We start from the raw sequence: 14,018 nt of genomic DNA on the forward strand, positions 1-14,018 counted from the left end.
AACCCATGTCCTGTCCTCCTTCATTCCTACGTCCTGCTGCCCAGGGCTTCGCCGTGACCTTGCTGGTGGCATTGGCCGGTTGTGGGTTGTCTTCGTCCCGGGAGGCTGCCACGCCGGCCGAACCACCGTCTGCGTCCCCCGCCCCGGTGCGGCAAAGCGAAGTTGCTAACGTGCGCGAGCCTCTGGTCAAGCGTATGGCCGCTCCGGCTTCGATGCCCTCGCCAAGGGTGAGGACCGATGCTGTCGCGGGGGATTACCGCGCCGAGCCCCGCGAGCAGTATGAAAAACTGCAGGACAATCCTATTCATAGTGTTGCCGAAACGCCGGTCTCGACCTTCAGCGTCGATGTCGATACCGGCAGCTACGCTAATGTGCGACGTTTCCTCAATCAAGGTAGCCTGCCGCCCGAAGGCGCCGTACGACTGGAGGAAATGGTCAACTATTTCCCTTACGACTATGCCTTCCCCACCGACGGTTCTCCCTTCGGCGTGACCACTGAAGTGGCCCCGTCGCCATGGAACCCTCACACGCGCCTGTTGCGTATTGGCATCAAGGCGAGCGATCGCGCCGTGGCGGACCTGGCGCCGGCCAACCTGGTGTTTTTGGTGGATGTTTCCGGCTCCATGGACCGACGCGAGGGCCTGCCGCTAGTCAAGAGCACCCTGAAGTTATTGGTGGAGCAATTGCGCGAGCAGGACCGGGTGTCTCTGGTGGTGTACGCCGGCGAATCCCGGGTGGTGCTCAAGCCGACCTCGGGCCGCGACAAGGTCAAGATCCGCAACGCCATCGATCAGTTGGACGCCGGCGGTTCCACCGCAGGTGCGTCGGGGATCGAGCTGGCCTATCAGATGGCTCAGGAAAGCTTTATCGACAAAGGCATCAATCGCATCCTGCTGGCCACCGATGGCGACTTCAATGTCGGTGTCAGTGACTTCGACAGCCTCAAGCAAATGGCGGTGGACCGACGTAAAAGCGGTGTATCCCTGACCACGCTGGGCTTCGGTGTGGATAACTACAATGAACACCTGATGGAGCAATTGGCCGATGCCGGTGATGGCAACTACGCCTACATCGACAACTTGCTTGAAGCGCGCAAGGTATTGGTGGACCAGCTCAGCTCCACCCTGGCGGTGGTGGCGCGGGATGTGAAGTTGCAGGTGGAGTTCAACCCCGCTCAGGTCAGTGAGTATCGGCTGTTGGGGTATGAGAACCGCGCGCTCAAGCGTGAGGATTTCAACAACGACAAGGTTGATGCGGGCGAAATAGGCGCCGGGCACACGGTGACCGCGTTGTATGAAATTGTTCCGAAAGGCGAGCAGGGCTGGTTGGAACCGTTGCGTTATGCGAGCACACCCAAGCTGGAGGGCAAGGCAGGGGAGTTGGCGATGCTGCGCGTGCGCTACAAGCCCGTTGAAGGCGGGAGCAGTCGATTGATCGAGCATCCTGTCGCCAGTACGCAAAAAAATGACAAGGCCAGCGACGACTTGCGCTTCTCGGCCGCTGTGGCCGCCTTCGCCCAACAGCTCAAGGGGGATGGCCGCTACACTGGGACGATGAGCTTGAAGGACACCGCGCAATTGGCCCGTTCCGCCCGGAGCGATGATCCGTTTGGGCTGCGTGCCGAATTTGTCCAGTTAGTGGAACTCGCGCAGAGCCTTGAGCGCTGATCCTGACCACGACGAGGATCAAATGTGGGAGCGAGCCTGTTCGCGATAGCGGTGGATCGATCACGATCATTATTGACTGATCCGACGCAATCGCGAGCAGGCTCGCTCCCACGGTATTCTCTTGTCGCCTGCCAGAACTGTGTTGACCGCAAAGGAGTTCGTCACCGACATGCCCGCTCCGCATGATTGTCCCAGCGACGAATCGCTGCTGGCCCGCTACCGCGATGGCGACGGGGCGTGTTTTGAAGTCCTGTACGCCCGCCATCGACAGGGGCTATATCGTTTTCTGGTGTCCTTGAGCAACAAAGCCGAACTGGCCGAGGAAGTCTTCCAGGAAACTTGGCTCAGCCTGATCCGCAGCACTACCCAGCCACAAGGACGGGCGAGTTTTCGTACATGGTTGTTCCAGATTGCCCGCAACCGCTTGATTGATCACTGGCGCAAACACGGTGTCCGCAACCCGCTGCACGACAGTTACGACGAACAGGTTCATGTCCAGCCCGACGACACCAGCAACCCCGAACAGCAGTTGAGCCTGAGTCGCGATCAGGCCCGCCTGGACGCCGCGTTGCAAGCCTTGCCCGAAGACCAGAGGGAAGTCTTCCTGCTGCGACTGCACGGCGACCTGGAGCTGCCGCAGATCGCCGCCCTGACCGGCGCCCCGCTGGAAACGGTAAAAAGCCGCTTGCGTTACGCCCAGCAGAAATTGCATCGACTGCTGGCCGAGGAGGTACCCGCATGATTGATTCCAAACACACCCCGAAGCCCGATGACGAAATGCTGATCGAGCATTTTCGCCAACACACCAGCGGCGAACCGCCCGTGTCCCTGGACGCTTTCATCCTGGCTGCCGCCCGTCGCGAAGCCCCGACGCCTACGCCCAGTCTGTGGAAACGCTGGCTACAGGCCTGCCAATGGCCGCGCTGGCAGATGGCATTCGCCACGGTCGCCGGGGTCGCGTTGATGATCGGTCTGGTGGTTCGCTCGCCAGTACCTCAGAGCGACCTGTCCGCGCCAGCTCCGATGGAGTTTTCCGCCAATCGACAGGAGTCCGCGGTCGCCGCCGCACCGCCGCCCGCCATGTCCGCTCCCGCGCCGATAGCCCGCATGGCAGCACCCCAGGGCGAAATCGCTCAAGCCCCGGCAAGCGCTGACCACGCCTTGGCGGAAAAGCCTGCGGCGAAAATGAGCAAACGCGTGCCCGCTGCACGGCCGTCGCTGGAGCAGGAACTGCTGGAAATCCTGCGCTTGCGCGAGGCGGGTGAGGACAAGGCTGCTGATGAAAAGCTGCTGGCGCTGCATCAGCGCTTTCCCGAGGAGGACTTGCCGGCGCGGTTGGAGGCGTTGCGCAAGCGTTGAGTGAAATCAGCGTCCACAAAAAAGCCCCAGGTCGCAAGACCTGGGGCTTTTGATTCTGCAGATGGTGCACCAGGCGGGATTCGAACCCACGACCCCTGCCTTCGGAGGGCAGTACTCTATCCAGCTGAGCTACTGGTGCGACGCGGGCGCCATGATACTCATATGCAATGCGGGCGTCCATGCTGCTGATTTGCCGGTGTTTTCATAAGCATAGGTGGGTATGGGCTACGCTGATCAGAAAAAGCAGGCAAATTCAGGTTTTTTGTTCTTTTTTTCGAACAGCCTATTGTCCTTCCCCCCCCATCGGCCCTAGGATTCGTTTGAGATTTCAAACGCTCTTGTCTGGGTGCTGAACCGCACGTCTGTGCTTATGTGCGTTATTTCTGTGCTTCAGCCCGGTGGATGATTTCCCTGACGGCAGCCCCTGAGGCGCCTTTCTACAAATCTAATTCGCTCCGCGCGCGCGCGGTGCTGTTAAGGAAAGCCGACATGCAGCTTAAAGACACCCAGTTGTTCCGCCAGCAAGCCTTTATCGATGGCGCTTGGGTCGACGCGGACAATGGTCAGACGATCAAGGTTACCAACCCGGCAACGGGTGAAGTGCTGGGCACGGTGCCGAAGATGGGCGCTGCCGAAACCCGGCGGGCGATTGAAGCCGCCGACAAGGCGTTGCCGGCCTGGCGCGCCCTCACCGCCAAAGAGCGCGCCAACAAGCTGCGCCGCTGGTACGAATTGCTGATCGAAAACCAGGATGACCTCGGTCGCCTGATGACCCTGGAACAGGGCAAGCCGCTGGCCGAAGCCAAGGGCGAAATTGTTTACGCCGCCTCGTTTATCGAATGGTTCGCCGAAGAAGCCAAGCGCATCTACGGTGATGTGATTCCTGGCCACCAGCCCGACAAGCGCCTGATCGTGATCAAGCAGCCAATCGGTGTGACTGCTGCCATTACCCCATGGAATTTCCCGGCTGCGATGATCACCCGCAAGGCCGGCCCGGCTCTGGCCGCGGGCTGCACCATGGTCATCAAGCCGGCTTCGCAAACCCCGTTCTCGGCGCTGGCGCTGGTTGAGCTGGCCCACCGTGCCGGCATCCCGCAGGGCGTGCTGAGCGTGGTCACCGGCAGTGCCGGCGACATCGGCGGCGAGCTGACCAGCAACCCGATCGTGCGCAAGCTGTCGTTCACCGGCTCGACCGAAATCGGTCGTCAGTTGATGGCCGAATGTGCCAAGGACATCAAGAAAGTCTCCCTGGAACTGGGCGGCAACGCGCCGTTCATCGTGTTCGACGACGCGGACCTGGATAAGGCCGTCGAAGGCGCAATCATTTCCAAATACCGCAACAACGGTCAGACCTGCGTCTGCGCCAACCGTCTGTACATCCAGGATTCGGTGTACGACGCCTTCGCTGAAAAACTCAAAGTGGCAGTCGCCAAGCTCAAGATCGGCAATGGTCTGGAAGATGGCACCACCACCGGTCCCTTGATCGACGGCAAGGCAGTTGCCAAGGTGCAAGAGCACATCGCTGATGCGGTCAGCAAAGGCGCGACCGTGCTGGCTGGTGGCAAGGCCATGGAAGGCAACTTCTTCGAGCCGACTATCCTGACCAACGTACCCTCGAGTGCCGCCGTGGCGAAGGAAGAAACCTTCGGCCCGTTGGCGCCGCTGTTCCGCTTCAAAGACGAAGCCGAAGTGATCGCGATGTCCAACGACACCGAGTTCGGCCTGGCCTCGTACTTCTATGCCCGCGACCTGGGCCGTGTGTTCCGCGTGGCCGAAGCCCTGGAATACGGCATGGTTGGCGTCAACACCGGGTTGATCTCCAACGAAGTCGCGCCGTTCGGCGGCATCAAGGCCTCGGGCCTGGGCCGTGAAGGCTCCAAGTACGGCATCGAGGATTACCTGGAAATCAAATACCTCTGCCTCGGTATCTGATTCTGCTGCAAGCGCAAAGGGCACGAGAGCGCTGTCCCTTTGCGCGTTTCACCCGTTCTGTTTCTTGTGGCCGGAACGCTGTGACAGTCGATCATCGCATGCTGTCGCAGTTGCCTCCCGTCCATGTACGCCTTGACCCACGCCGACCGATGAGCGGCGAATGAGGACATATTCAATGAGCAACAAGACCAACGCTTCCCTGATGAAACGCCGCGAAGCCGCTGTACCACGCGGTGTTGGCCAGATTCACCCGATCTTCGCCGAATCGGCGAAGAATGCCACGGTAACCGACGTTGAAGGCCGTGAATTCATCGACTTCGCGGGCGGTATCGCGGTGCTGAACACCGGCCACGTACATCCGAAAATCATCGCCGCCGTGACCGAACAGCTGAACAAGCTGACCCACACTTGCTTCCAGGTGCTGGCTTACGAGCCGTATGTGGAACTGTGCGAAAAAATCAACGCGAAGGTGCCGGGTGATTTCGCCAAGAAAACCCTGCTGGTGACCACCGGTTCCGAAGCGGTGGAGAACGCGGTAAAAATCGCTCGCGCCGCCACGGGTCGCGCCGGTGTAATTGCCTTCACCGGTGCCTACCACGGCCGCACCATGATGACCCTGGGCCTGACCGGTAAAGTCGTGCCGTATTCGGCCGGCATGGGCCTGATGCCCGGCGGCATCTTCCGCGCGCTGTACCCGAACGAACTGCACGGCGTGAGCATCGACGACTCCATTGCCAGCATCGAGCGTATTTTCAAGAACGACGCCGAACCACGTGACATCGCGGCAATCATCATCGAGCCAGTACAGGGCGAGGGTGGTTTCTACGTGGCGCCCAAGGAATTCATGAAGCGCCTGCGCGCCCTCTGTGATCAGCACGGCATTCTGCTGATCGCTGACGAAGTACAGACCGGCGCCGGTCGGACTGGCACCTTCTTCGCCATGGAACAAATGGGTGTTGCCGCCGACCTGACGACTTTCGCCAAATCCATCGCCGGCGGTTTCCCGTTGGCCGGTGTCTGCGGTAAGGCCGAGTACATGGACGCTATTGCCCCTGGTGGCCTGGGTGGCACCTACGCCGGCAGCCCGATTGCCTGCGCTGCTGCGCTGGCGGTGATGGAGGTGTTTGAGGAAGAGCACTTGCTGGATCGCTGCAAGGCGGTGGGCGAGCGTCTGGTGACTGGCCTCAAGGCCATCCAGAAGAAATACCCGGTCATCGGCGAAGTCCGTGCCCTGGGTGCGATGATCGCCGTGGAGTTGTTCGAAAATGGCGATACCCACAAGCCGAACGCGGCGGCCGTGGCTCAGGTTGTGGCCAAGGCCCGCGACAAGGGCTTGATCCTGCTGTCCTGCGGCACCTACGGCAACGTCCTGCGGGTGCTGGTACCGCTGACCTCGCCAGACGAGCAATTGGACAAAGGCTTGGCAATCATCGAAGAGTGCTTCTCCGAGCTCTGATTGTACGAGCCCTGAGCTGTGCGCTGACCCACAAAAAACCCGCTTCGCAGCGGGTTTTTTCATATTCGGGAACATATTCCCAAGGGTAGAGCTGTCTGCAACGGCCACCATTGGCTAAGGTGCAAGTATTGCGAGGGAGCGATGCTGCATGACTGCCGTGGATTTACCCGCTGTACCCCGTGTGTTGATCGCCGAGGCCGATCCGGTGTCTCGGGAGCTGCTTGAGCAGGTGCTATCGGGCATACGCTGCGATGCCCGGGTGGATACGTGCGGCGAGGGCCAGCAGGCCCTGAATCTGCTTGCGCACAACGCCTATGACCTGGTGATCGCCGATTGGGAATTGCCGGGCGTCGATGGCCTGAGCATCCTGCGGGGCCTTCGCCAGCAGCATCGAAAACCGGTGTTGCCGTTCATTCTCATGAGCCGGCGCAACGACAGCGCCAGCGTACGTGAGGTCTTGCCGCTGGCGCCTGCGGCCTACCTGACCAAACCCTTGAACCGGGAAGACCTGACCCAGCGTTTGCAGGGGCTACTGTTGAGCAGCGCAGAGGATTGCTCCACCGACGTGTCAGCCCCGGAGCAGACCCTGACAACCTTTCTGGAGCGTCGACGTGATTCTTCCGAAGGCGCGCCGCTGATGACCGATGTGCAAGTGGCAGTCAAGCGCAGCCTCAACCCCGGCGGTCTGGACCTGAAACTGCTGGAAGAAGAAATCCGCACCGACCCGCAAATTACCGCCGTGCTGATTGCTGCGGCCAACAGCGCTGCGCAGCATCAGGGCGGCGGCCTGGTGCAGACGGTCGCGCAGTCGCTGCATCAGCTTGGTACCGGGCAGAGCATGAACCTGATTCTGGGGCTGACCCTCAAGCGCTGTGCCCGGCTCAGTGTCCCGTGTCTGGCGGACTATGCCGAGCGTTACTGGGAGTTGTCGCTGCACACCGGTGAGTACGCCCGGATGCTGGCGCGGCTGCTGGATCTGGAGCAGGAGCGTTGCTATTGCGCCGGGTTGTTGCATCGCTTGGGGGACTTGGCGTTGTTGCGATGCCTGGAGGAATGGACGCAGGCCGGCGGCGAGCTCGACGAATCGGAGGAGGTGGGCAATTTGCTAGATCAGTTCGGTGCCAGCTTCGGTTCCGCGCTGCGCACCCGCTGGCGTCTGCCGCTGGAGCTGCGGGAGTTGATTGCGGCGGCCTATGGCCTGGGCGGCGGGGTTTACTCCCGCGAGGCACTGGTGATGAACATGGCGGCGCAAATGGCCCATCTGACCGAGCATGAAGGGCTGGAAGAGCTGGCCCGTGGGCGCACGGCGCGTTTGCTGAAGATCGGATTGCCGGAGTTGATGCGATTGCGCCGCAAGTAAGGCCGCTGACCAACCCTGTGGGAGCGAGCCTGCTCGCGATGAGGGGTGTGCCATTCACCGATGCGCTGGCTGTCAGTCCGCCATCGCGAGCAGGCTCGCTCCCACAGGGGGTATGACTGGAGTTTTGCTGACGCCTTGGCGACGAGATTGCTCAAGCCGCAATGATGCGATTTTTCCCCTGGCGCTTGGCTTCGTACATGGCCGCATCGGCGCGGGAGAACAGGGTGTCGAGGCTCTGATCTTCGGCGGTAAGGCTGGTCAAGCCTTGGCTGACGGTGATGCCGAAGCCTTTCTCCCCGCTGCGGAAAGCCAGGCGCTGAATCTCGCGCTGCAGACGCTCGGCGACTTGCAGTGCCATGTCCGGGGCACAGCCAGGGAACACCGCGGCGAATTCTTCACCACCGATTCGTCCAAACAGATCACCGCGTCTGAGAACGGAACGTCCGCTTTCGGCGATTTTCTGCAGCACGTTATCGCCTTCCTGATGACCGTAGGTGTCGTTGATCACTTTGAAATCATCGATGTCCAGCAACAGGAACGCCATGGGTGTGCCCTGCAGTCGTGCCTGCTCGAATTCACGGTGAGCGCATTCGAAGAAGTGGCGGCGATTGCTGCTCTGAGTCAGAACGTCGGTGGTTGCCAGTCGTTGCAGTTCGCTTTCCAGCAGCTTCTTTTCAGTGATGTCTTCGGCAATGCCCACCACGATCACCGGTTGCCCCGACTCAGCCTTACGGTTGATGAAGCATTTGTCGCTCAGCCAGCGGATCTGGCCATTGGCAGCGATGATGCGGTACTCACGATCCTCCACGGCACCTTTGACCAGCACTTCGGCCAGGCTGCGCTCCGCGTATTCGAGGTCGTCGGGGTAGATTGCGTCGCGCCATTCATTGAAATCAGCCAGCACCAGACCTGCCGGCCGACCGAAGATTCGTTCATAGGCGGGGCTGACATACAGGACCTGTCGGGTTTCCCAGTTGAACGCCCAGAGCACCGCGTTGACGCTGACCAGCAATGAGCTGAATAGCTGCTCACGCTCGCTCAGGCGCGCGACTTCGCCCTGGGCGTGCATCAGCGCCATGAGCGTCTGGGCCGCTTCGGGCCAGTGAGGTTGGGACGAATCCTGTAGGTTCTTGTCGACCATCGGCACAAATCTCAAAGAACGTGCACTGCTGTGGATTGGCACGCGCTTGCTCCAAAGCCCGCCAGTATGGCGAAGTGCTCTTTGAGATAAGGGATTCGGGGCGAAGTTCCTTTTCAGGCGACGAAGGGCGGGGTGCAGTGTCGGAGTTGCCGAAGGCTGCGATCTTTTGATCCTGATCTTTCGTTCACCTGGATGCGCCACCTGCGATCAAGACCACGGCGCAGGTTTGTTGCTGCCGGGTTGCCGTGAAGGCAACGAACTCTTGTTTCAGGCTCATGGCGTCTCTCGTAGGCCAAAGCATGAGGGCTTTCCGGCGAAATTCTTAGGGGGTAGAGGCCATCGCGGGGTGACGTTCTCCAACACGCTACTGGCGTATCAGGGCATGCTCATCAAGGCCATTCTCAGACGCTTGATCAGTTTCGGGGTCTTGAGACAATCGGCCGGGCGTTTGTTACCCAGGGCGGGCACGGTCTGTTCCAGCCACCAGAACCCTTCCTTGAGCCCCCTTTTTCCGTAGAGCACCACTGCCATGTCGAGGTTGTCATCCATGGCCTTGGCCAGCATGCGGGCGTTGTCGTCGAGGTAGTCCTCTTCGTACAACCGCACGAAAGTTTGCCAATCGGCATCGCCGACGTATTCGTCTTCCAGTCCCATTTTAAAAACCTGCAAAGGAAATCAAGTTGCTGCCGGTCGGGTTTCGCGCCGACGGTGCCAGGATCCCATCATAACCATTGGCCTTGGCCCAGGCGCCTATTTGATGAGTCTGGGTGTATTTGTTGCCGGTAATGCTCTTTAGCGAAACCCCCAGTTGTTTACGCACATCAGCCCGGGTCAGATCCAGAACGTTGTTGAGTTGCACTTTCTTGCTTACCAACACCCGGGTGGAAAGGTCCACACCCCAGTGGTTGACCTCGCCCATGGCGGTCTTGCGTGAGTTGGCGCCATAGACACCACCCAGTCCGGGGGCGGTGTAACGATGTCTGGAGGCAACGTTCCACTTGTGCGCCGTCCAGGTTGTGCTGATCCGTCCTGGCTCTTCAAAGCGATAAACCGTCCGGTTGACCTTGCGGCCCTTAGGTGGCGTCGAGCACTTCATCAGACCCGAGGGGTCGATCCAGCTCACCGGGTTTGGCGCGTACTGGTAGAGGTTCAGCCCACCGGCCAAACCGATGGGGTCCGGTGTGGTAAAGCGACCGATGTCCGGGTCGTAGAAGCGCAAGGTGTTGTAGTGCAGCCCGGTTTCCCGGTCCAGGTATTGGCCCTGGAAACGCAGGTTCTGCTCTTCGATGTAATACGGTTCGCGTAGCTCTTCTACGGTGTTGCCCCACACCTGGTAACGGGCCCGCCAAAGAGTGTGTCCGTCGGCTTCCGAGAGTTGTTCGGGCAGACCGTTGGAGTCGTTGTGGTAGTAACGGATTTTCTGGTGTTCACCCAGGCCGTCGACCCTTGCCAACGGTTCGTGGCTGTCGTCGGCGTAGATGTACAGGCTGGTCTGGTTGTCGCGGTGTTCCTGCAACAGTTGCAGTGCATCCCAGGTGAAGCGGGTGCGGCTAAGCAGGGTGGCATGGCGGTCGTATTCGGCTTTTTCGATGCGCCGGCCCAGCGGGTCGTAGGTCATTTTCACGACCGAGCCGTTATCGTTTCTAACCTCCACCAAACGCTGTTCGGCGTCGTAGCGCATGCGCTGGACACCCCGCCGGGCGCTGCGCTTTTCCACCATGCGGCCGAAACCGTCATAGCGGTAGCGCTTGTCCTGATAGGTCAGCAAACGGTTATGAGCGACCCGTTCGGTGCCCAGGCTATCGAGCAAGTTGGCGGCCGGATCATAGGCGAAGCCTTCACGCTGGCCCTGGAGGTTGTCCTGGCTGGCGAGAATGCGTCCGGTGGCGTCGTAGTGCAGCAGATGGCGATGAGGGGCGTCAGGCTGGCTGTCGAAGCGTTCTACCAGTTGATCACTGCTGTCATAGCCAAACAGTGATTGCGCCGCCGGTGGTAACAGCGCGGACTGGCCCTGTTGCCGACGTTGGCGTGCGCGCAGGCGACCGCTGCGGTCGTATTCGCTGCGGGTGCTGAGGCGCCCTTGGGTGCGCAGCACTTCACGGTGCAGGCGGTCGCGTTCGAAGTCGCTGATGACCTGGCCGTCAAGGTTGATCTGGTGCAGGTGGCCGCTGCCGTAATGCAGGCGGTTTAGCCAGCGACCATCGGGGAGCCGCGTCTGGGTCAGATTGCCCAGCTCATCGTAGCGATGCTCCAGGCGTCCGGCCCAGCCTTGCTCGGCGATCAGTTGCCCAAGAGCGTCGTAGTTCAAGCCGATGCTTTGCTGCTCACCGGTAAGCGCGGTGAAGGTGATGGCGTTGACCTGATCGAGCGCGTCATAGCGGTACTCGGTGCGCCCGTCTGTAGTGACTTTGGCCACCAGCCGACCCATTGCGTCGCGCTCCAGCTCATGGGTGATCGATGCTTGCGGCGCGAGGTCCAGGTCGGTGCTGCCCGCAACCGCGAGCACTTCCATGCGGGTGACGTTGTCCAGTGGGTCGTAGGCGTAGCGTTTGAGGCTGCCGTCCAGGCTGTGCTGGGCGGTCAAACGGTCGCCAGCGTCCCAGGCAAACCGGTAGCATTCACCGTTTTCGTTGGTCAGCGCCAGCAGGCGGCCGTAGTTGTCGTAGCTCAGCTCTACCCGTCGACCATGCGCGTCGGTACGCACGCGCAGTTGCCCATTGAGGGTGTGCTGGAAATGCGTAGTGTGCCCGGCGGGGTCGCTGTAGCCGATCAACTGGCCGCTCGCATCGCGCTGATATTGCTCGGTACGTCCGTCCGGTAATTGCTTGGTCAGCAGCCTGCCTTGGTCGTCATAGCTGAAAAGCGTCCGTTCCCCCAGTGCGTCGGTGCTGCTGAGCAACGTCCCGCGCTCGCAATAACTGAACCGTGTGGTGTAGCCGGAACAATCAGTGTGCTCGCTGAGCTGGCCAAGGGGCGTCCAACGCATGGTTTTGCGTTTGCCGATGGCGTCGACAACTTCCACCACCTGACCGTGGGCGTCATGGCGATAGCGGGTGACGTTGCCCAACGGATCGGTTTCGCGAATGCGGTTGCCACGCGAGTCATAGCGGTACTGCCAGGTATTGCCCGCGGCATCGGTTTCGGTCAGGGGCAGCGCCCAGTGTTCGAGCCACAGTGTTGACTCGCTGCGTCCGAGTGGGTCAGACGTCTGGCAAAGGTTACCCGCCTCGTCATAACTGAATTGATGTTGTCCGCCGTTGGGGGCGGTTGCCGCCACCAACTGGCTTTCCTCGTTCCACTGGAAGGCCCAGGTACGGTCCAGGGCATCGGTGGCTTCGGTGATCTGATACCGCCTATCCCAGCGACGGGTGCTGATGCGATTCAAACCGTCGGTGATGCGCGTAGTCCCGGCAGCCAGGTCGTAGTCAAAGGCGTAAGTGTCGCCCGCGTCGGTCCAGTGGCGAACAACCCGCCATTCTCGCTTTTCGATTAAGGCCCATTCGTAAAAGCAGCGCAGCCCGGTGGGCAGTTGGTGCTCTACCATGCGCCGTCCGGCATCGTAGGCGTAGCGGCGTTTCACGTAACCGTTGGATTGACGGACCTCGGTCAGATCACCCTGGGCGTCGTAATCGTAGTGCATCAGCACTTCACGGCGTTGATCAGCGTAAAGCCGGTCTATCCGGCTGACCCGTTGCGGCCAGCGTTTGTGGTACGCCAGCGCGATGCTGGTCAGGTCGAAGGTGTCTCGCAACTGTACCAACCGACCTGTGTCGTCGTAGTCGAGGTAGATGCGGTTGTCATTGCGGTCGCCCAACTGACTCAGGCGCAGCAGCGATGCATGGCCCGGGGTGGGTTCGAACAACCGGTACAGGCCGTCTGAGCTGTCGATCAGCAATTGGCCATTGGCATGCCGTCGTACGCTGAGCCCTTCACCGGGACTGAACACGGCGCCGCCCAGAGGGATGGAACCCATGTCGATGCGCCGGCCCTGTTCATCGGTGTAGACCAGCGTTTCACCGCCCTCGGGGTGAGGCAGGATCTCGACGCGCACCTCGTAGGCTACGCTCCAGCCCGCACCGAACATACCTTCGCGGCGCTCGTCGCGGCTGTTGTAGAAGCGTTGCCAGTCGATTGGCAAGATGCCGGGCAGGACGAAGTCCATCTCCTCGACATCGCCCAGAACTTTGGCCCCGGTGGCGGCATGCACCGGGTTCGACGAACCCATAGTAGCGTTGGCCGCGGCGCCCATCGCGCTGCTGACCGCCATCGACGCCGCGCCGCCCACCAGCATGCACGGCAGGTTACTCAGGAACTTGCCTTTGCCGCCCTTGAGCATCAGCAGCGCGGTGACTGCCAGACCGACGCCCGGAGTCTTGCCGCTGCGAATCTCGCGCACCACCACCGAGCCGCCGCCAATGGTGACATCGGGTGAAATCAGCCCGGATGACACGACCTTGGCATCGCAGGTGCTGCGGTCGCCGCTGCGCACTGCTGGCTGGCCGTTGATGGTGACTTTGTCCGATCCTTCGGCCAAAAACTGCGGCGGCATCGGCGGATGTTTCATGCACGCGATCATATCCAGCGGCTTGGGTACGGCGCCGGGCGCGGGTGTTGCAACAGTGGGGCGCCACATCTGCGAGAAAAAGTTCTCGGCCATGTCCAGATAGCTGGGCTCGGCTTGCGGCTCAAGTGCCTCAAGCTCGGTGCCTGCTGGTGCGACATGGGATTGAATCGCCCCAGCGGCGCGAGCGGCTGGGATGTTGTTGGTCAGGGTGTTGGTTGAGCCGGTGAGGATGTTCGCTTGCACCGTGGGCGGGAACAGCGCGTTGCCAATGCCTTCGCAGATATTGCTCAGCCCTTCGTCGGCCCCGGTCTTGCTCATGGCAAGGCCAACGACGGCACCCACCACGGCGCCGAGCAGGAAGCAACCTAACCCGCCTGTGGCGACTGTGATGCCCGTAGCCGCCACCACCGCAGCCGTCGCTAGGGCGGTAATCGCAATGTTGGCTGCTACCTCCAGCACGCCTCCAAGAATGTCAGCCATCATTGAGGTGTGGTCCAGCGCATCGCCCAGCCGGGCGGCCCAGAGAGCGTCAGACATGC

9 protein-coding genes and 1 tRNA gene are annotated in these 14,018 nt (G+C 61.0%); 6 read left to right on the forward strand and 4 right to left on the reverse strand.

The window, feature by feature from the left end:
• The first annotated feature begins 5 nt into the window (after positions 1–5).
• The 3 genes from T3A99_RS26635 to T3A99_RS26645 all read left to right on the forward strand — a co-directional run bounded on the left by T3A99_RS26635 (position 6) and on the right by T3A99_RS26645 (position 3,026).
• Complete coding sequence (locus tag T3A99_RS26635) at positions 6–1,667, forward strand: vWA domain-containing protein (protein ID WP_322834962.1); 1,662 nt, start codon at positions 6–8, stop codon at positions 1,665–1,667.
• A gap of 169 nt (positions 1,668–1,836) precedes the next feature.
• Positions 1,837–2,409, forward strand: coding sequence for an RNA polymerase sigma factor (locus T3A99_RS26640; RefSeq protein ID WP_322834963.1), 573 nt, complete (start codon positions 1,837–1,839; stop codon positions 2,407–2,409).
• Positions 2,406–3,026: a hypothetical protein gene (locus T3A99_RS26645; protein ID WP_107323125.1), complete on the forward strand. Its 621-nt coding sequence runs from the start codon at positions 2,406–2,408 to the stop codon at positions 3,024–3,026. The genes T3A99_RS26640 and T3A99_RS26645 overlap by 4 nt, the downstream gene beginning before the upstream one ends.
• 62 nt (positions 3,027–3,088) lie before the next feature.
• Here the strand turns inward: T3A99_RS26645 and T3A99_RS26650 are convergent.
• A tRNA-Arg gene (locus T3A99_RS26650) sits at positions 3,089–3,165 on the reverse strand.
• Positions 3,166–3,515: 350 nt separating this feature from the next.
• Here T3A99_RS26650 and gabD point away from each other — a divergent pair.
• From gabD to T3A99_RS26665, 3 genes are all read left to right on the forward strand, one after another.
• The gene (gabD, locus tag T3A99_RS26655) at positions 3,516–4,958 is read left to right on the forward strand and encodes an NADP-dependent succinate-semialdehyde dehydrogenase (RefSeq protein WP_076383110.1); all 1,443 of its coding nucleotides are present in this window, start codon (positions 3,516–3,518) and stop codon (positions 4,956–4,958) included.
• A 175-nt stretch (positions 4,959–5,133) separates the two neighbouring features.
• Positions 5,134–6,414 carry a 4-aminobutyrate--2-oxoglutarate transaminase gene (gene gabT / locus T3A99_RS26660; RefSeq protein ID WP_047226758.1) on the forward strand — a complete coding sequence of 427 codons (1,281 nt, stop codon included), beginning with the start codon at positions 5,134–5,136 and terminating at the stop codon, positions 6,412–6,414.
• A gap of 148 nt (positions 6,415–6,562) precedes the next feature.
• The gene (locus T3A99_RS26665) at positions 6,563–7,774 is read left to right on the forward strand and encodes an HDOD domain-containing protein (protein WP_076383109.1); all 1,212 of its coding nucleotides are present in this window, start codon (positions 6,563–6,565) and stop codon (positions 7,772–7,774) included.
• A 151-nt stretch (positions 7,775–7,925) separates the two neighbouring features.
• On the opposite strand, the gene T3A99_RS26670 is transcribed toward T3A99_RS26665, so the two are convergent.
• The 3 genes from T3A99_RS26670 to T3A99_RS26680 form a co-directional block, all read right to left on the reverse strand.
• Positions 7,926–8,915 (reverse strand): GGDEF domain-containing protein, encoded by a 990-nt coding sequence (locus T3A99_RS26670; protein ID WP_047226760.1) that lies wholly within the window; start codon positions 8,913–8,915, stop codon positions 7,926–7,928.
• A 375-nt stretch (positions 8,916–9,290) separates the two neighbouring features.
• Positions 9,291–9,569: a hypothetical protein gene (locus T3A99_RS26675; protein WP_107323122.1), complete on the reverse strand. Its 279-nt coding sequence runs from the start codon at positions 9,567–9,569 to the stop codon at positions 9,291–9,293.
• A 1-nt stretch (position 9,570) separates the two neighbouring features.
• Positions 9,571–14,016: an RHS repeat-associated core domain-containing protein gene (locus T3A99_RS26680; protein WP_322834964.1), complete on the reverse strand. Its 4,446-nt coding sequence runs from the start codon at positions 14,014–14,016 to the stop codon at positions 9,571–9,573.
• Between the last annotated feature and the right edge of the window lie 2 nt (positions 14,017–14,018).

Origin of the sequence: Pseudomonas sp. N-137 (assembly GCF_034555295.1) — a bacterium.
In the GTDB taxonomy this organism is placed as follows: domain Bacteria; phylum Pseudomonadota; class Gammaproteobacteria; order Pseudomonadales; family Pseudomonadaceae; genus Aquipseudomonas; species Aquipseudomonas rhizophila.

What these genes read in the sequence shown, in the direction of transcription:
- T3A99_RS26635 (WP_322834962.1), top strand. Translation starts at nt 6, where the DNA reads ATGTCCTGTCCTCCTTCATTCCTACGTCCTGCTGCCCAGGGCTTCGCC.
- T3A99_RS26640 (WP_322834963.1), top strand. Translation starts at nt 1,837, where the DNA reads ATGCCCGCTCCGCATGATTGTCCCAGCGACGAATCGCTGCTGGCCCGC.
- T3A99_RS26645 (WP_107323125.1), top strand. Translation starts at nt 2,406, where the DNA reads ATGATTGATTCCAAACACACCCCGAAGCCCGATGACGAAATGCTGATC.
- gabD (WP_076383110.1), top strand. Translation starts at nt 3,516, where the DNA reads ATGCAGCTTAAAGACACCCAGTTGTTCCGCCAGCAAGCCTTTATCGAT.
- gabT (WP_047226758.1), top strand. Translation starts at nt 5,134, where the DNA reads ATGAGCAACAAGACCAACGCTTCCCTGATGAAACGCCGCGAAGCCGCT.
- T3A99_RS26665 (WP_076383109.1), top strand. Translation starts at nt 6,563, where the DNA reads ATGACTGCCGTGGATTTACCCGCTGTACCCCGTGTGTTGATCGCCGAG.
- T3A99_RS26670 (WP_047226760.1), bottom strand. Translation starts at nt 8,915, where the DNA reads ATGGTCGACAAGAACCTACAGGATTCGTCCCAACCTCACTGGCCCGAA.
- T3A99_RS26675 (WP_107323122.1), bottom strand. Translation starts at nt 9,569, where the DNA reads ATGGGACTGGAAGACGAATACGTCGGCGATGCCGATTGGCAAACTTTC.
- T3A99_RS26680 (WP_322834964.1), bottom strand. Translation starts at nt 14,016, where the DNA reads ATGTCTGACGCTCTCTGGGCCGCCCGGCTGGGCGATGCGCTGGACCAC.